This window comes from Paracoccus sp. UBA5162, assembly GCF_002413585.1.
Classification (GTDB): Bacteria; Pseudomonadota; Alphaproteobacteria; order Rhodobacterales; family Rhodobacteraceae; genus Paracoccus.
In genome coordinates, this window is record NZ_DHXG01000091.1 from 19,348 (window position 1) to 37,027 (window position 17,680).

Below are 17,680 nucleotides of genomic sequence, written 5' to 3' on the forward strand. Positions count from 1 at the left end.
TATTGTCACATGATCAACGGTCATATGCTCTGCGCTGCGCGTCAGGGGCGCGCAATGTTTCGGGTGGGCAGGACCGCCGAGCCCGCAGCATTGTCTTTGCCGGGAACCGGGCGAATGGTCCAGCGGCACCGTGAGATGCCGGGATATGTCTGGCTGTCCGGCCCGCCGCTTTCCGACGACACGATTCGCATCCGCCTGGCGCGGATGGCCCTGTCCCATGTCATGACCCTGCCGCCCAAGGACATCTGAATGCTGATCCTGACCTGCCCCTATTGCGGAATTCCCGCCGAGGAAACCGAGCTTGCCCCCGGCGGCGAGGCACATCTGACGCGCATAGGCCCCAACGGTGCCGATACCGAATTCGAGGCCTACATGTTTGCCAGGAAGAACCCGAGAGGCGTCCATTTCGAACGCTGGCGGCACGCCTATGGCTGCGGCAAATGGTTTCTTGCGGCCCGCGATACAGCAACCTTGCAGGTCTATGGCACATACGAGGCGCAGAACACCCGACCCCCGGCGCGTATCGTCAAGGCGATTCGCGCCGCTCGTCCCGATTGGCAATCTGACTGGACCGACGCCGAATGACGCACACGCCCCCCTTCCGTCTGCCCGGCGGCGGCCGCCTGATCGACCGCGCCTATCAGGTTCCGTTCCGCTTCGACGATCGCCAGTTGCGCGGGCTTCAGGGCGATACGCTGGCCTCGGCGCTGCTGGCCAATGGCCAGATGCTGATGGGCCGGTCCTTCAAGTATCACCGCCCCCGCGGGCCGCTCGCTTCGGGCGCCGAGGAACCCAACGCCCTGTTCGGTCTGGGCGAGGGTGGCCGGTTCGAGCCCAACCAGCGCGCCACCACCACCGCCCTTCTGCCGGGCATGACGCTGCGCAGCCAGAATTGCTGGCCATCGCTGGATGCCGATATCGGTGCGGTGAACACGTGGCTTGCGCCGCTGTTGCCGGCCGGCTTCTACTACAAGACCTTCATCCATCCGCGGCCCTTCTGGAAACATGTGTTCGAACCCATCATCCGCCGCAGCGCCGGGCTGGGTCGCGCGCCGACGGACGCCGATCCCGACCGCTACGAACAGGCCTACGGACATGTCGATACGGTCGTTGTCGGCGGCGGCATCGCCGGTCTGCGGGCGGCGCTGGACGCCGCGCAGGCGGGTGGCAGCGTTGTGGTTCTGGAACAGGGCGCAATCTGGGGCGGTCGGACGCCCGTCGATCACAAGGGCGGGCAGAAGGCGGTGGACATGCTGCTGGACCGGTTGCGGGGGATGAAGAACGTCACCCTGCGCCGCAATACGATGGCGACCGGACTTTACGATCACGGCTATCTTCTGGCGCGCGAGGCGCTGGCCGACCACGACATCGAGGCAGCGATCCCGCGTCAGCGGTTGTGGCGCATCCGGGCTGGACGGGTCATTACCGCGACCGGCGCGCTGGAACGGCCGCTGGCTTTTGCCTGCAATGATCTGCCTGGTGTCATGCTGGCATCGGCCGTTCGGGATTTCATCACCGATTACGGCGTCGCACCGGGCCAGAGGATCGTCGTGGTCACCAACAACGACGACGCCTATCGCACCGCCCTGACCGCCAGGGCGGCAGGTCTGGATGTCACGGTTCTGGATGCCCGCACCGGTGCCGATGGCGATCTGCCGCAGGCCGCGCGGGCGCAGGACATCAACGTCCTGACCGGCACCGCGATCGCCAGGGTCAGGGGCGGGCGGCATGTGGAAAGCGTGGTCCTGTGCGATCAGGCGGGTGACGGCACACCGATCGGGTCGCTCGATTGCGACGTGGTCGCGATGTCAGGCGGCTGGTCGCCGGTCGTCCACCTCTACAGCCATTGCGGCGGCAAGCTGATCTGGGACGAAGGCCAGGCCATGTTCCGCCCCGATCCCGACCGTCCGCCGCTGGGTGCCGACGGTCAGGGCAATGTCACCGCCACCGGCGCCGCAAACGGCGATCTGCGCTGCGCCGGCGATCCGGAGCGCGAGGAAAGCGCCACCCTTCCGGTCTGGTGCATGCCCCAGGAGGCGCCCTACAAGCTGCGATCGAAGATGTGGCTGGATTTCCAGAACGACGTGAAGGTCAGCGACGTCGAACTGGCCGCGCGCGAAGGCTATGCCAGTGTCGAACATACCAAGCGATACACCACGCTCGGGATGGCGACGGATCAGGGTAAAGTCAGTAATATCAATGGACTTGCCGTTCTTTCCAATGCGTTGCGACAACCCGTTCCGGCAACCGGAACGACAACCTTCCGCCCGCCCTACACGCCGCTGACGCTGGCCACGATCGCCGCCGAGGCGCGGGGCGAGGCGTTTCAGCCGCTGCGCAAGACGCCGATGCATGACTGGCACCAGCGTCACGGTGCCTCGTGGGAGCCCGTCGGCCACTGGCGCCGACCCTATTGCTATCCGCAGGTGGGCGAGGACCGCCACGCCGCCGTCAACCGCGAAATCAGGACGGTGCGCGGCGGGGTGGGCACTCTCGATGCCTCGACCCTCGGGAAAATCCTTGTGAAAGGGGCGGATGCGGGCCGCTTCCTCGACATGCTCTATACCAACATGATGTCCACGCTGCCGGTCGGAAAATGCCGCTATGGCCTGATGTGCAGCGAGAACGGATTTCTCATCGACGATGGCGTCGTCGCGCGGCTGACCGAAGATAGCTGGTTGTGCCACACCACCACCGGCGGGGCCGAACGGATCCATGGTCACATGGAGGACTGGCTGCAATGCGAATGGTGGGATTGGCAGGTCCATACCGTCAATCTCACCGAACAATTCGCCCAGATTGCCGTGGCCGGCCCCAGGGCGCGCGACCTGTTGCAGCGGCTGCCCGGCAGCATCGATCTGTCGCAGGACGCACTGGCCTTCATGCAATGGACCGAGGGCGATATTGCCGGCATTCCGGCGCGCATCTATCGCATCAGCTTTTCGGGCGAATTGTCCTATGAGATCGCCGTGCCGGCCGGGCGCGGGCTGGAATTGTGGACCAAGCTGCACGAGGCCGGCCGCGATCTGGGTATCACCCCCTATGGCACCGAGGCGATGCATGTGATGCGCGCGGAAAAAGGTTTCATCATGATCGGGGACGAGACCGACGGCACCGTGATCCCGCAGGACCTGGGTCTGGACTGGGCGATCTCGAAGAAGAAGTCCGACTATATCGGCAAGCGGGCGCAGGCTCGCAGCCACATGACCGACGGCGCGCGCTGGAAACTGGTCGGGCTGGAAAGCCTTGACGGCCGGGTCATCCCGGATGGCGCCCATGCGGTGGACGAAGGCAGGAACGCGAATGGCCAGCGCAAGATGCAGGGGCGTGTAACCTCCAGCTATCATTCGCCGACGCTGGACCGCCCGATCGCGATGGCGCTGGTGCGCCATGGCCCCTCGCGGATGGGGCAGGTGCTGGAATTTCCCATGCCCTCGGGCGAGGTGATGAAGGGCCGGATCGTCGAGCCGGTCTTTTACGACAAGGAAGGGAGCCGTCTGAATGGCTGAGCCGCTTGCGAATGTGGCCCGCGTGGACGGGCTGGGCATGATCGCCATCCGCGCGGATCTGGCGCGGTCGGGCGATGCCATCGCCGAGGCCGCGGGCCTTGCGATTCCCTTGACCACGCGCATCGTCACCGATGGCGACCGCGCCCTGGGATGGATGTCGCCCGACGAATTGCTGCTGGTCCTGCCCGGCGCGGATCTGGCCTCGGCACTGACCGCGCTGAGGGATGCGTTGACCGGCGAACACGCGCTGGTCGTCGATCTGTCCGACGCGCGCGCGGTCTTCGACGTGACCGGGCCCCATGCCGGCGACGTGATCGCCAAGCTGAGCCCCGCCAACCTGGACGCGATGCCTGGCGACGGGCTGCGGCGGTCGCGGGCGGCCCAGGTGGCCGCCGCATTCTGGCGCATCGACGGCGGCTTTCGCGTCATCGGCTTTCGTTCGACCGCCGATTATCTTGGCCTGGTGCTGCGGAACGCGGCCATACCGGGAAGCGGGCTTGCGCCGCGCTGATCGGCTGTCGATCGGCGCCGGCTTTCCGCGACGATCGGGCGGGCATTTCTCAGCCTTTGCAGGAACCTGCCCGCACCCCTTGCGTTGATCCGGCGAATGCGGGACGGTGCGCCCCGACCTGCAAGCTCAACCCTTTCAGAAAGGAGAGGAAAATGGCTTTCACGCTTCCCGATCTTCCCTATTCCCACGACGCGCTGGCGGGCGCGGGCATGTCCAGAGAGACGCTGGAATACCACCACGACAAGCACCACAATGCCTATGTCGAAAAGCTGAACGAACTGATTGCCGGTTCCGAATGGGAGGGCAAGTCGCTTGAGGAGATCGTCAAGGGCACCTATCAGAAGGGTGCCGTGGCGCAGAACGGCATCTTCAACAATGCCAGCCAGCATTGGAATCACAGCCAGTTCTGGGAAATGATGGCGCCGTCGTCGTCGTCGATGCCTTCCGAGGTGGAAAAGGCGCTGACCGACAGCTTCGGCTCGGTCGATGAATTCAAGAAACAATTCGCGGCCAAGGGCGGCGGGCAATTCGGCTCGGGCTGGGCGTGGCTGGTCAAGAAATCTGACGGTTCGCTGGACGTCACGTCGACCGAGAACGGCGTCAACCCGCTGTGCTTCGGACAGACGGCGCTTCTGGGCTGCGATGTGTGGGAACACAGCTACTATATCGATTTCCGCAATGCGCGCCCGAAATATCTGTCGAACTTCCTCGACAATCTTGTGAACTGGGAAAACGTCGCTTCGCGCATGTAGCCGGCGGGACGATGATGATATAGGGAAAATCCCGCCGGAGATGATCCGGCGGGATTTTCTCTGTCGATTCGGACAAGGAGGAGAGGATGGTCAAACGGCGCCGCCTTCCGGACCGCCAGCGCCCGCTGGCTGTCGGATCTCTGGCTCTGGCCGGTCTGGCGGGCCTGGCGGCCTATGCCCTGTGGTACGAACCCGCCATGTGCCTGCGTCTTGTCCGGTGGCGGGTCGCATTGCCCGGCTGGCACGGCCGGCGGCCGTTCCGGCTGGTCATCATATCGGATCTTCACGCGGGCGCGCCGCATATCGGACTGCGCCGGGTCCGTCGGATCGTGCGCCGGGCCAACGCTTTGCAGCCGGATCTGGCGATCCTGCTGGGCGATTATGCCGCAGCCCATCCCTTTACCTGGAGCGGCACCGGCAAGCGCGACATCATCGAGAGGCTGCGGGATTTCACCTCTCCCAACGGTCTTTATGCGGTGCTGGGCAATCACGATTGGTGGCAGGATGCCGATGCCCAGGCACGCCGCGCCGGTCCGACCCAGGCGCATCGCGAACTGGCGCGGGTGGGGATACCCTGTCTGGAAAACCGCGCCGTGCGGATCGGACGGGGCGATGAAGCGTTCTGGCTGGCCGGTCTGGGCGATCAGCGCCCCTTCCAGGAGGGGCCGCAAAGCGATGGCATGGACGACCTGCCGGCGGCCTTGCGCGATGTGACCGACGACGCGCCCGTCGTCCTGCTGGCCCATGAACCGGATATCTTCGGATTGCTGGGCGCGGCGGACCGCCATGTCGCACTGACGATTTCGGGACATACCCATGGCGGTCAGGTCCGGATCATGGGCGGGGCGCCGCTGATCAATGCCTCGGACAACGAGACCTGGAGCTGGGGACGCTATGACGACGATGCCGGGCGCAGCCTGATCGTGTCCGGCGGCATCGGCTGTTCGGTCCTGCCGATGCGGCTGGGTGTGCCGCCCGAACTGACCGTGATCGACCTGGTGCCGCCGGACGAGGATGCCAGCCGCGAAAAGAGAGAGGCACGCAAACGCTACGAGGCCATGCGCCGCGCGGGGCAGCTGGTGCCGGAAGGCGGCTGATCGAACCTGTTCGACGCCGGTCCTTGCGGCTGGCGCGGCCCGGCGATCCGCCCGCCCGGCATTGGCATTCCCATCGCCGTCGTTATAAGACGGGCGGCAAGAACGACAGCGCGGAAGACGGCCATGGCCAACCAGAATGACAGTTTCATCGACGAAGTGACCGAGGAGTTGCGGCGCGACCGGCTGTTCCGGCTGTTCCGCCGCTGGGGCTGGGTTGCTGTCGTCCTGATCGTGGCGCTGGTGGCGGGCGTGACCTGGCGCGAATACGCGCAGTCGCGCGACCAGGCCGAGGCCCGCGCCTGGGGCGATGCGATCCTGTCGGCCGAGACTTCGGGCGATCCGGCGGCGATCATGAAGGTCGATCCCGACGGGTCGAAAAGCCGCAAGGCGCTGGCGGCGCTGCTGGCCGCGGGCGCCTGGGCCGAGAACGGTGGCAATGATGCCGCGGCCGAGGCCTTGCGCAATGCGGCAGGCGACAATGCGGGCGACAGCGTGCTGGGCGATCTGGCCGATCTGAAACTGGTCATGATGGCGGGGCAGGACATGGACCCCGCCATCCGCGACCAGATCCTGTCGCGGCTGTCGCGGGCAGGGGCGCCGTTCGAATTGCTGGCGCTGGAACAGAAGGCCGTGGCGCTGATCGAGGCCGGGCGCAACGACGACGCGATCACGCTGATCCGGCAAATCCAGGCCAAGAACGGGCTTAGCGAAGCCTTGCGCCGCCGGCTTTCGGAGATGATGATCGCCCTGGGCGTCGAGCCCCAGCCGGCCGAGACCATGCCGAACGAAGCCATGCCGACGGAAACCACGCCCAATGCGGGCTGATCGCCCGCGGCCGAGATGCGAAACGAGGGAGAGGCGAGGATGGATGCCACGCTGCGACTGACCATGGCCCTTGCTGCTGCGCTGAGCCTTGCCGCCTGCCAGCGCGAGATCATCCTGCCCGGCGAACGGCTGGACCCGCTTGCGGTGACCTCGCCCGACGGACCCGCTGTCCAGGGCCCGGCGCCCGTCACCTCGACCGCGCTGTCGCTGGCGCCGCCGCGTCTCAACTCCGAATGGACCCATCGTGGCGGCAACGCCGCCCACCAGCCGGGCCATGTCGCGCTTGGCGGCGGCACCAGCCGTGTCTGGACCGCCGATATCGGCGAGGGCAATGACCGCCGCCACCGGATCGCCGCCGATCCCATCGTGGGTGGTGGTCGCGTCTTCACGCTGGACAGCCGCGCCCGCGTCACCGCGACGGCGCTTTCGGGCGGCCGCGCATGGTCAACCGATGTGACACCGGCGCTGGAAAACCGCGACAGCGCCTCGGGCGGCGGGCTGGCCTATGAGGGCGGCCGCGTCTATGTCACCACCGGCTTCGGCGAACTGGTCGCGCTGGACGCGACCAGCGGTGCGGTGCTGTGGCGGCAGCGCGTCGGTGCGCCCATCGGCGGCGGCCCGGCGGTCGCGAACGGCGTCGTCTATGTGGCCGCGCGCGACAATGTCGGCTGGGCCGTCCGCGCCGCGGACGGCAAGGTCCTGTGGCAGACATCGGGGATCGTGTCCGAGGCAGGCGTCATGGGCGTCTCGGTGCCCGCGGTGCAGGGCGACACCGTCGTCTTTCCCTTCTCGTCGGGCCAGTTGACCGCCGCCGACACGCAGACCGGCGCGACCAGATGGAACGCGCAGATCGCCGGCACGCGCACCGGGCGCGCCATCGCCGTGATCCGCGACGTGACCGGCGATCCGGTGATTTCGGACGGCACGGTCTATGGCGGCACCTCGTCCGGACGGATCGACGCGGTCGATCTTGGTTCGGGCATTCAGGACTGGTCCGCGAAGGACGGCGCCAACAGCCCGGTCGCGGTCGCGGGCGGGTCGGTTTTCGCGGTCACCGACGAGGCCGATCTGGTTCGACTCGATGCCGCGACCGGCGGCGTCATCTGGCGCGTCGATCTGCCCTATTATACCGATTCCCGCGTGAAGAAGCAGGACCGCATCTATTCCCATTTCGGCCCGGTGCTTGCCGGGGGGCGGCTGTTCGTCGCCTCGTCGGACGGCGTCCTGCGCGCCTTCGACCCGGCCTCGGGCCGTCTGGTCGGACAGGGCGACATTCCGGGCGGAGCGGCTTCGGCCCCGGTCGTGGCGGGACAGACGCTGTATGTCGTCTCGCGCGCGGGACAGTTGCACGCCTTCCGATGAGCTTTACCCTCGCCATCGTCGGTCGGCCCAATGTCGGCAAATCAACCCTGTTCAACCGGCTGGTCGGCAAGCGCCTGGCGCTGGTCGACAACCAGCCCGGCGTGACCCGCGATCTGCGCGAAGGCGCCGGCCGCCTGGGCGATCTGCGGTTCGTCGTGATCGACAGCGCGGGGCTGGAAATGGCCGATGACGACAGCCTTCAAGGCCGGATGCGCCGTCTGACCGAGCGCGCCGTGGACGAGGCCGATATCTGCCTTTTCGTGGTCGATGCCCGCGTCGGTGTGACGGCCGCGGATGAATACTTCGCCGAAATCCTGCGCAAGCGCGCGCGCCATGTCATCGTGGCCGCCAACAAGGCCGAGGGGATGGCGGGCGAAGCCGGCGCACTCGAGGCCTGGTCGCTGGGTCTGGGCGAACCCTTGCGCATCTCGGCGGAACATGGCGAGGGGATGGATGATCTCTATCGGGTGCTGATGCCGCTGGCCGACCGGGTCGAGGCCGAGCGGCCCGAACCCGTCGCCGCGCTGACCGATGTGGACCTGTCCGAAGCCGATGCCGCAAGTGGTGAAGGCGCCGAAGAATGGCGCCCCTCCGATGCGCGTCCGCTGCAATTGGCGGTGATCGGGCGTCCCAATGCAGGCAAGTCCACGCTGATCAACAAGATCATTGGCGAGACTCGTCTGCTGACCGGCCCCGAAGCCGGGATTACCCGCGATTCGATCAGCGTGGCGACGACGTTCATGGGCACGCCCATGCGGATCTTCGACACCGCCGGGATGCGCAAGCGTGCCAGAATTACCGACAAGATCGAGAAGCTCTCGGTCGCCGACGGCTTGCGCGCGGTGCGGTTCGCCGAAGTGGTGGTCGTCCTGCTGGACGTGGCGATTCCCTTCGAGCAGCAGGATCTGCGCATTGCCGATTTCGCCGAAACCGAAGGCCGCGCCGTCGTCGTTGCCGCCAACAAATGGGATCTGGAAGACGACAAGCCCCACAAGCTGAACGAACTGCGCGCCAGTTTCGAACGTCTGCTGCCACAATTGAAGGGGGCACCGCTGGTCACCGTCTCGGCCAGGACCGGCAAGGGACTGGACCGGTTGCACGCGGCGGTCATCAAGGCACACGAGGTCTGGAACCGTCGCGTTTCCACCGCGAAGCTGAATCGCTGGCTGGAGGCGATGACCGAAAGCCATCCGCCCCCCGCGCCCGGCGGGCGGCGGATCAGGCTGCGCTACATGACCCAGGTGAAGACCCGCCCCCCCGCCTTCATCGTCAAGGCCACGCATACCGACAAGCTGCCCGACAGCTATCAGCGCTATCTGGTCAACGGCTTGCGCGTCGATTTCGACATGCCCGGCACGCCGATCCGGCTGTTCTTCCGAGATCAGGGCGGCGACAACCCCTATCGCGCAAAGGCCGGCAAGATCAGCCAGTCCGGCGCGCTTTCGAAACACAGGGTGCGGCAGAAACCCAAGGGCGGCTGATCCTAGCTGGCGGCCTCGATCAGCACCATCGCCATCGCCGAGACGCCCACGATCGCGGCCATGGCGATCATCGGGCTGGAACCCATGGTCGTGGTCGCCAGCGCAACGAAGGCCCAGATAAGCGCCGTCGGATAGGTGATTGACGGTCCGATCCTGCCCTGCGCCGCAAGGCCGATCAGCACGCCCGGCAAAATCGCCAGAACCGCGGCCTGGGCGATGGTCAGGCCGAGGCGTTCGGCCAGGATGGCGGCCAGGGCCGCGATGCCGGTCGCGGTGCTCCACCCCGCCAGAAAGCCGATCGCTGGCCGGTTCGAACGTCGCGCGCGCCTGGCCGCGATGACCGTGGCCAGCACCATGAACAGCGCGCCCAGCAGGACGGGCTCGTTCTGCCGGTCCACCATCCAGGGCCAGGCTGCGCCTGCAAGCAGCGCCAGCGACAGGGCCGGCCAGACGACATTCGGTCCCGCTGCGGCGGCGAAAGAATAATCCTCGGACGATTCGCGAAGCTGCGTGATCGCGTCCAGGGCGAGGCTGAGCCACAGAACGATCAGCAGCGCCCACATCAGCGGATTTTCGGGGCTCATGTACAATTGCGGCAACGCAAGCGTTTGGGCGGCGTCGCTTGCTGCCGGCACGCCCGGCAGTACCACCGCGCCGTCCGAGCCCTGAAACGCTGCCAGCAGCGGCGCGGGACGGGATTGCACCGCATAGGCGAAGCTGCTGCCGACGAATAGCAGCGTGGCGGAGCCGTGAATGATCTGGCCGAAGCGTTTCATGGCGGCAGAACGCGGCGGCGGGCGAATTTGTTTCGCTGCCGCCGCTTTGCCGCCCGGCACCGCCCTCGCGCCGGGAAGACCGCTCAGGCCAACGTGCCGTCGGCGCTCAGCCGGCTCGCCCCGCCCAGATAGGGATGAAGCGCGGCGGGCAGATCGACGGATCCATCGGGCTGCTGACCGTTTTCCAGCACGGCGATCAGTGTCCGGCCCACGGCCAGACCCGACCCATTCAGCGTGTGGACGAATTCCGGCTTCCCGCCGCCCTCCGGGCGATAGCGGGCATTCATCCGGCGCGCCTGGAAATCGCCGCAATAGCTGACGCTGCTGATTTCGCGATAGCGATCCTGGCCGGGCAGCCAGACCTCGATGTCGTGGGTAATGCGGGCACTGAAACCCATGTCTCCGGTGCACAGCACGATGGTCCGATAGGGCAGGTCCAGCGCCTCCAGCACCGATTCGGCACAGCGCGTCATGCGGGCATGTTCGGCCAGACCGCTGTCGGCATCGGTGATCGAGACCATCTCGACCTTCTCGAACTGGTGCTGGCGCAGCATCCCCGTGGTGTCGCGGCCTGCGCTGCCCGCCTCGGACCGGAAACACTGGCTGTGGGCGACCATGCGGCGCGGCAGGCTGGCCTGATCGACCAGATCGCCGTGGACAATGTTCGTCAGCGTCACCTCGGCCGTGGGAATCAGCCAATAGCCGTCGCGCGTCTGATAGCTGTCGTCGCCGAATTTGGGCAGTTGGCCGGTGCCGACCATCATGTCCTCCAGCACCAGGACCGGCGTCCAGGTCTCTTGCAGGGCGTTTCTGGTCACATGCAGATCCAGCATGAATTGGGCCAGCGCACGATGCAGGCGCGCCACCGCGCCCTTCAGCATCACGAAGCGGCTGCCCGACAACTTCGCCGCCGTCTCGAAATCCATGCCGGGCCGGACACCGGCGATCTCGAAATGCTCGACCGGGCCAAAGTCGAACCGGCGCGGCGTCCCGCGACGATGCAGTTCGACATTGTCATTTTCGTCGGCGCCATCGGGCACATTCTCCAGCGGCAGGTTCGGCACCCCCAGAAGCATGTCCCGCAGGCGCCCGTCCAGCGCCGCGGCCTCGGCCTGCATTCGTGCCACATCGGTCTTCTTTTCGGCCACCAGCGCGCGCAGGCGTTCGAATTCGGTCGTCTCGCCGCGGCTTTTGGCGGCGCCCACTTCCTTGCTGGCGCGGTTCTGTTCGGCCTGCGCTGTCTCGGCCTCGGCGATCTTGGCCCTGCGCTCGCCATCGAGGGCCAGGATGGCCTCGGTCACGCCTGACAGGCCGCGTCGTTGCAGCGCGGCTTCGAAACCGTCGGGATTGTCGCGAATGGCGCGAATGTCATGCATGGGACTCACCGTGGCAAAATGTCTGAGATTTGCCTAACCCAAGCCCGCGCCGGACAAAAGCCCGTCGCCTGATCCGGTCTTCGAATACCTCCCGCAGGCCACCGCCAGCCGCTGCATCATCCCATGCCCGGCGCGTTGCGCGCGCTTGGCATTTTGCCTTGGTGCAAATATCCACGGGGGTGCGGGGGCAGTCGGCCCCCGCCTGCCACGGTGCTGCATGGACGAACTTCTCGACGGATTGACAGGCGGAGACCGGCGCGCCTTGTCACGCGCGATCACCCTGATCGAATCGACGCGCGCGGATCATCGCGCGCAGGCTACGGATCTGATTGCGCGGCTGCCCGAACGAACGGCCTTGCGGATCGGACTGTCGGGCACGCCCGGCGTCGGAAAATCCACCTTCATCGAGGCTTTCGGCACGATGCTGACCGGACAGGGGATGAAGGTCGCGGTTCTCGCCGTCGATCCTTCTTCGGCGCGTTCGGGCGGCTCGATCCTTGGCGACAAGACCCGGATGGAACGTCTGTCACGCGACCCGAAAGCCTTCATCCGGCCCACGCCCGCCAGTCGCGAGCTGGGCGGCGTCGCGCGCCGCACGCGCGAGGCGATCCGGCTTTGCGAGGCCGCAGGTTACGATCTGGTCCTGATCGAGACGGTCGGCGTGGGCCAGTCCGAGACGATGGTGGCCGAGATGTCGGATCTGTTCGTGCTGCTGCTGGCGCCCGCCGGCGGCGACGAATTGCAGGGCGTCAAGCGCGGCATCATGGAGATGGCCGACCTGATCCTTGTCAACAAGGCGGATGGCGACCTGCTGGCCACGGCGCGACGCACCGTCGCCGACTACGCGGGCGCCCTGCGCCTGCTGCGCAAGCGACCGCAGGATCCCGAGGGTTTTCCCAAGGCGCTGCCCGTCTCGGCCGCGACGGGCGACGGGCTGGACGAAGCCTGGGCGCAAATCCGGCAACTTGCCGATTGGCGGCGCAAGAACGGGCATTTCGACCGGAACCGGGCGCAGCAGGCCCGTCACTGGTTCATGGCCGATGTGCGCGCCGGCCTTCTGGCGCGGTTGAATCAGCCCCGGTTGCGAAAGGAACTGGACAGGCTGGGCGAGGCGGTTGCCGCGGGCGATCTGCCGCCGGGTCTGGCGGCGGCGCGGATGCTGGATCGTCTGCACCGGGAGGACGGGAAATAGACGCCCGTTTTGGTGTCCCGAAGCCGCGCCGAATCGGCTAGAAGAAAGTAGGGGAAAGGATGTCGCCATGCTGGATCTGCCCGAAGCCGATACGCTCTATGCCGCGCTGATCGCGCGCGATGCGACCTTCGAGGGACGCGCCCTGGTCGGCGTTACCACGACCGGGATCTTCTGCCGGCTGACCTGCCCGGCGCGCAAGCCTCTGGCGCGCAATTGCCGCTGGTTCAGCCGGCCCGAGGACGCGATGGCGGCGGGTTTCCGTCCCTGCCGGCGCTGCCACCCCGCAGGTCTGAGCGCCGAGGGCGAACCGCTGGTCCGAGATCTGGTGGCGCGGCTTGGCGCCGATCCGGGACGGCGCTGGTCCGAGGGCGATCTGGTATCACTGGGGTTCGACCCCTCGACCGTGCGTCGGGCCTTCAAGCGGCATTTCGGGCAGAGTTTTCTGGCCATGGCCCGCGAGCGGCGGATCCTGGGCGGGATGCAGGCGTTGAAGGAGGGATCGCCGATGATCGAGGCACAGCTTGATGCCGGATTCGAATCGGCTTCCGGGTTCCGCAATGCCTTTGCCCGGCTTTTCGGCCATTCACCGCATCGCTGGCGCGGGCCTGCGGATCTGCGCGCCGATTGGATCGAGACGCCGCTGGGCGGCATGATCGCCATTGCCGACGACCGGTCCCTGCATCTGCTGGAATTCACCGATCGCAAGGCGCTGCGCCAGGGGCTGCGCCGCCTGTCGGCCCATGTCGGCGGTCGGATCGGTCTGGGCCGGAACGCCGTTATCGACCAGACCCAGGCCCAGCTTGCCGCCTATTTCGAGGGCCGCGATCCGCGCTTCTCGATACCCGTCCATCTGCACGGCACCGATTTCCAGCAGCAGGTCTGGCGCGGCTTGCAGAGAATACCGGCCGGCGAGACTCGCAGCTATGCGGCGCTGGCCGGGCAGATCGGTCGCCCTTCGGCCGTTCGCGCCGTGGCCCGTGCCAACGCGACCAACCGGCTGGCCCTGATCGTGCCCTGCCACCGCGTCATCGGTGCCGACGGCCGCATGACCGGCTATGCGGGCGGATTGTGGCGCAAGGAAAAGCTGATCCGGATCGAGGCCGCCTATGCCTGATTCAAGGCTTTTTCCGCGTCCCATCCCGGCCGGCGCGCCGCCGGTGCCGTTCGGTCTTCGGGATGCCGCAAGCGCCCGGTATTCCCGGTCCGATCGGTCAGCTGCGACATGCCTGCAAGGACGCAGACCCTTGACCGATCCGGACCGATCGCGTCGCGGCCGATGTCTCAGGGGGGTTGACGAAGGCGGGGCGTCGCTGTAATCACCCGCGAACGGAATTTCCGGGCGCTGCCTCGCGGCGCCCTTGTCAATTGGGCCGGACCCATCCGTCGGGAACGCCCGCCAAGCTGAGACGAAGGATCAACATCATGTCGCGCGTCTGCGAACTGACCGGCAAAGGCCCGATGACCGGCAACAATGTCAGCCACGCCAACAACAGAACCCGTCGCCGGTTCCTGCCGAACCTGAACGACGTCACGCTGACCTCGGAGAAGATGGGCCGCAGCTATTCTCTGCGGATCTCGGCCGCGGCCCTGCGCTCGGTCGATCATCGCGGCGGGCTGGACGAATTCCTGGCCCGCGCGAAGGATGGCGATCTGTCGGCCCGCGCGCTGAAGCTGAAGCGCGAGATTGCCAAGAAGGACGGCCCGGCGGAACTGCAGGCCTGAGCCCTGGCCATTGTGGCCCGATCGGCCCCGCTTCGGCGGGGCTTTTGACTGTGCGCCAGCTAATAGGGCGTCCTCACGCCTTCCGTAGTCCTGGCCTGTGATGCAGACGCGGATGCCCGCGGATCCTGGCGCTAGCCCGGGGCCTGTGCGGCGCGCGTCGCCGCCACCAGATCCTGCACCTTCGGTCCCAGGTGATCGACGATCAGCCTGATACCCTGTGACGACGGGTGGATGCCGTCGCGCTGCAACAGCGGCGCCCGGTCGTCGCGGGCGATCGCAGCCAGCGGTGCATAGAGATCGGGCAGCAACAGCGTGCCGTGACGGCGGGCGAGGCGCGGCCACAGCCCGGCCCAGGCCCGTCGCCATTCGCGCGCCCCGGCCGGGGCGCTGATGCCGATCAGAAGAACGGGACGGCCGCGCGCCGTGGCCTTCGAGAGGATCGCATCCAGATTGGCCTCGGCCCGCGCGGCGGTCCAGCCCAGAAGCATGTCATTGCCGCCCAACTCGACCATCACCGCATCGGCGCCACCGCGCAGCGCCCAGTTGATCCGCACCCGGCCGCCATAAGTCGTCTCGCCCGATAGCCCGGCATTGGTCAGCCGCGCGGGCGTTCCGCGCCGCGCCAGCCAGTCCGACAGCACGGGAACCAACCCCTCTTCGGGCGGCAGACCGAAGCCCGCGGTCAGGCTGTCCCCGAAGGCGAGGATGCTTGGACCGGCAGGCCGAGCCGACAGGCGCGCGGGCATTGCGACCGCGCCCGCAGCCGCCATGGCAAGGACGCGGCGGCGATCGGGGCGGGGGAGGTGGCGTGATGTCATGACAGCGGAATGTCGCCCGGCGGGCCGCGAATCAAGCCACGAATACGTCAGATGCGTGCAGATCAGTTGCAGGATGCCCCTCTTTTGCTGTATTCAGACAAGGAAAAGACGAACCCGAGCAGCCTGCAGGAAATGATCGCCATGAACCGCCGTCAGTTGATGTCGCTGGCCTTGCCGCTGATCGCCGCCCCGTCGCTGGGACTGGCGCAGGCTGTCACCGCGCCGGCTTCGACCCGCGACCCCTATGCGCCGACAGAAGTCGCCATCCGCAACGATTTCGAGGTCGGCAGCATCGTCGTCGTCAGTGACGACTTCTTTCTTTATCATGTGATCGCGCCGGGACGGGCGATCCGCTATGGCGTGGCCGTCGGCAAGGCCGAACTGGTCTGGAAGGGCCGTGCCCGTATCGGCCGCAAGGTCGAATGGCCCAGCTGGACGCCCACGCAGGACATGATCAAGCGCAATCCGGGTCAATATGCCAGATGGGCGGGCGGCATGCCGGGCGGGCCCACCAATCCGCTTGGGGCGCGCGCGCTGTATCTCTATAACGCGAAGGGTCAGGATACCGCGATCCGCATCCACGGCACGACCGAGCCGGGCTCGATCGGTCGCGCGGTCTCCAACGGATGTATCCGGATGCGCAACGAATCGGTGATGAGCCTGTTCGATCGGGTTCCGGTGGGAACACCCGTTTACGTCTACTGACTTGATACTGAAGCCCGCTTGCGTTGCCGATCCGGCTTTTGCCGGGTTTGACAACATCATCGATGTCCGCGCCCCCGCCGAATATGCCGAGGATCATCTGCCCGGCGCGATCAACCTGCCGGTTCTGGACGATGCCGAAAGGATCGAGGTCGGCACGATCTACAAGCAGGTATCACCCTTTGACGCGCGCAGGATGGGTGCGGCCCTGGTCGCCGCCAACGCCGCGAGGCATCTGGCGGGTCCGCTGTCCGATCGCGGCGGCGGCTGGCGGCCGCTGGTCTATTGCTGGCGCGGCGGGCAGCGTTCAGGCAGCTTTCAGACGATCCTGTCGCAGATCGGCTGGCGCGTGGCGCGCCTGGAAGGCGGCTACAAGGCGTGGCGCGGGCTGGTCGTGGATCGCGTGCAGAACGGGCCGGTCGCCGCGCCTGTCGTGGTTCTGGACGGCAATACCGGCAGCGCCAAGACGGCAATCCTGCACCGGCTGGCCATGCGCGGCGTTCAGGTGATCGATCTGGAAGGTCTGGCGCGCCACCGCGGCAGCCTGTTCGGGGCGATCGAGGGCGGTCAGCCCAGCCAGAAATGGTTCGAGAGCCGTCTGGCCATCGCGATCGAGGGGCTGGATCCCGGCCGCCCTGTGATGGTCGAGGCCGAAAGCAGCCGGATCGGACAGATCTCGGTCCCGAAGGCGATGTGGCAGGCGATCTGCGCGGCGCCCCGCATTAGGCTGGATGTCCCGGTCGCGGCGCGGGCAGCCTATTCGGCCCGCGACTATGCCGATGTGGTCGCCGATTCCGAACGGCTGGCGGCGATCATCGCGGCCTTGTCCCGGCAGCATCCGGCCGAACGCATCGCGACATGGCAGGCGCTGGCAGAGGCCGGTGCCTGGGTGGAACTGGCCGAGGGGCTGATGCGCGACCATTACGATCCGCGCTATCGGAAACACCGTTCGCGCTATGCGCAGCGCGAACGGGCGGTCGTTGCGCTGGATGATCTGCGCGACACGGATGCGGCGGCGGCGGCGGTCGAGGCTGCCCTGGCCGGTCTTCGCCTCTGAAAGAGGGTGTGGTCCTGGCAGGGCGACGGGGATATGAAAGCCGCCGCGACCCCTGCCGTTGTGCCGGCGCAGAACGTCGCGCCCGGAACCGGAATGGCAAAATGTCATCCGTGCCGATCGCGCAGGAAGCGGCGCAGCACCGCCTCCAGTTTCGCGGCGCCCTGCGGGGCCATGGCCTTGGTGTGTTCGTGGCTGATCGCCTCGTCCGACAGGCCCGCGCCCATATTGGTGATGACCGAAATCGCCGCGCAGCGCAGCCCGAGAAACCGTCCCAGGATGATTTCCGGCACCGTGGACATGCCGACTGCGTCGGCGCCCAGCGTCCGCGCGGCGCGGATTTCCGCGGGGGTTTCGAAGCTGGGGCCCGAGAACCAGCAATAGACGCCCTCGGGCAGATCGACACCCTCGTCGCGCGCCGCGGCGCCAAGTCCGGCGCGGATTTCGGGATCATGCGCCCGGGTCATGGGCACGAAGCGGGCATCGGTGCCTTCTCCGATCAG

General features: G+C 67.0%; 17 protein-coding genes and 1 pseudogene. 14 read left to right on the forward strand and 4 right to left on the reverse strand.

Annotated elements, in window-relative coordinates; genetic code table 11:
• From B4A72_RS14950 to der, 9 genes are all read left to right on the forward strand, one after another.
• Positions 1-249: hypothetical protein (locus B4A72_RS14950; RefSeq protein ID WP_292954412.1), on the forward strand; the 249-nt coding region annotated here is incomplete at its 5' end.
• Positions 250-585: a sarcosine oxidase subunit delta gene (locus B4A72_RS14955; protein WP_292954409.1), complete on the forward strand. Its 336-nt coding sequence runs from the start codon at positions 250-252 to the stop codon at positions 583-585. It abuts the gene before it with no gap.
• Positions 582-3,509, forward strand: a complete 2,928-nt coding sequence (locus B4A72_RS14960; protein WP_292979010.1) for a sarcosine oxidase subunit alpha family protein — start codon at positions 582-584, stop codon at positions 3,507-3,509. Before B4A72_RS14955 ends, B4A72_RS14960 begins: the two co-directional genes overlap by 4 nt.
• Complete coding sequence (locus B4A72_RS14965) at positions 3,502-4,020, forward strand: sarcosine oxidase subunit gamma (RefSeq protein ID WP_292954403.1); 519 nt, start codon at positions 3,502-3,504, stop codon at positions 4,018-4,020. Before B4A72_RS14960 ends, B4A72_RS14965 begins: the two co-directional genes overlap by 8 nt.
• Before the next feature lie 152 nt (positions 4,021-4,172).
• Entirely contained in the window at positions 4,173-4,772 is a 600-nt protein-coding gene (locus tag B4A72_RS14970) for a superoxide dismutase (protein WP_292954400.1), read from the forward strand.
• Positions 4,773-4,858: 86 nt separating this feature from the next.
• Positions 4,859-5,869, forward strand: coding sequence for a metallophosphoesterase (locus B4A72_RS14975; RefSeq protein ID WP_292954397.1), 1,011 nt, complete (start codon positions 4,859-4,861; stop codon positions 5,867-5,869).
• 123 nt (positions 5,870-5,992) lie between these two features.
• Positions 5,993-6,694 carry a tetratricopeptide repeat protein gene (locus B4A72_RS14980; RefSeq protein WP_292954394.1) on the forward strand — a complete coding sequence of 234 codons (702 nt, stop codon included), beginning with the start codon at positions 5,993-5,995 and terminating at the stop codon, positions 6,692-6,694.
• Positions 6,695-6,733: 39 nt separating this feature from the next.
• Positions 6,734-8,056, forward strand: a complete 1,323-nt coding sequence (locus tag B4A72_RS14985) for a PQQ-binding-like beta-propeller repeat protein (RefSeq protein WP_292954391.1) — start codon at positions 6,734-6,736, stop codon at positions 8,054-8,056.
• Positions 8,053-9,537 carry a ribosome biogenesis GTPase Der gene (gene der / locus B4A72_RS14990; RefSeq protein WP_292954388.1) on the forward strand — a complete coding sequence of 495 codons (1,485 nt, stop codon included), beginning with the start codon at positions 8,053-8,055 and terminating at the stop codon, positions 9,535-9,537. Before B4A72_RS14985 ends, der begins: the two co-directional genes overlap by 4 nt.
• A gap of 2 nt (positions 9,538-9,539) precedes the next feature.
• On the opposite strand, the gene B4A72_RS14995 is transcribed toward der, so the two are convergent.
• Positions 9,540-10,313, reverse strand: a complete 774-nt coding sequence (locus B4A72_RS14995; protein WP_292954385.1) for a hypothetical protein — start codon at positions 10,311-10,313, stop codon at positions 9,540-9,542.
• 83 nt (positions 10,314-10,396) lie between these two features.
• Positions 10,397-11,689, reverse strand: a complete 1,293-nt coding sequence (gene serS / locus B4A72_RS15000) for a serine--tRNA ligase (RefSeq protein ID WP_292954382.1) — start codon at positions 11,687-11,689, stop codon at positions 10,397-10,399.
• A 217-nt stretch (positions 11,690-11,906) separates the two neighbouring features.
• Here serS and meaB point away from each other — a divergent pair, with 217 nt between their 5' ends.
• The 3 genes from meaB to rpmB all read left to right on the forward strand — a co-directional run bounded on the left by meaB (position 11,907) and on the right by rpmB (position 14,603).
• On the forward strand, positions 11,907-12,881 hold the full coding sequence (gene meaB, locus B4A72_RS15005; protein ID WP_292954379.1) for a methylmalonyl Co-A mutase-associated GTPase MeaB: 975 nt from the start codon (positions 11,907-11,909) through the stop codon (positions 12,879-12,881).
• A 67-nt stretch (positions 12,882-12,948) separates the two neighbouring features.
• Complete coding sequence (locus B4A72_RS15010) at positions 12,949-13,995, forward strand: bifunctional transcriptional activator/DNA repair enzyme AdaA (RefSeq protein WP_292954376.1); 1,047 nt, start codon at positions 12,949-12,951, stop codon at positions 13,993-13,995.
• 308 nt (positions 13,996-14,303) lie between these two features.
• On the forward strand, positions 14,304-14,603 hold the full coding sequence (gene rpmB, locus B4A72_RS15015) for a 50S ribosomal protein L28 (RefSeq protein WP_292954373.1): 300 nt from the start codon (positions 14,304-14,306) through the stop codon (positions 14,601-14,603).
• Between the two features lie 131 nt (positions 14,604-14,734).
• Here rpmB and B4A72_RS15020 read toward each other — a convergent pair whose 3' ends face one another.
• Positions 14,735-15,421, reverse strand: a complete 687-nt coding sequence (locus B4A72_RS15020) for an arylesterase (RefSeq protein WP_292954370.1) — start codon at positions 15,419-15,421, stop codon at positions 14,735-14,737.
• Positions 15,422-15,562: 141 nt separating this feature from the next.
• Here B4A72_RS15020 and B4A72_RS15025 point away from each other — a divergent pair, with 141 nt between their 5' ends.
• Together B4A72_RS15025 and mnmH are read left to right on the forward strand one after the other, a co-directional pair.
• The gene (locus B4A72_RS15025; RefSeq protein ID WP_292954580.1) at positions 15,563-16,126 is read left to right on the forward strand and encodes a L,D-transpeptidase; all 564 of its coding nucleotides are present in this window, start codon (positions 15,563-15,565) and stop codon (positions 16,124-16,126) included.
• Between the two features lies 1 nt (position 16,127).
• Positions 16,128-17,180 carry a tRNA 2-selenouridine(34) synthase MnmH gene (gene mnmH / locus B4A72_RS15030; RefSeq protein WP_414692151.1) on the forward strand — a complete coding sequence of 351 codons (1,053 nt, stop codon included), beginning with the start codon at positions 16,128-16,130 and terminating at the stop codon, positions 17,178-17,180.
• Positions 17,181-17,284: 104 nt separating this feature from the next.
• Here the strand turns inward: mnmH and B4A72_RS15035 are convergent.
• Positions 17,285-17,680: pseudogene (locus B4A72_RS15035) on the reverse strand (purine-nucleoside phosphorylase); the annotation flags it as partial.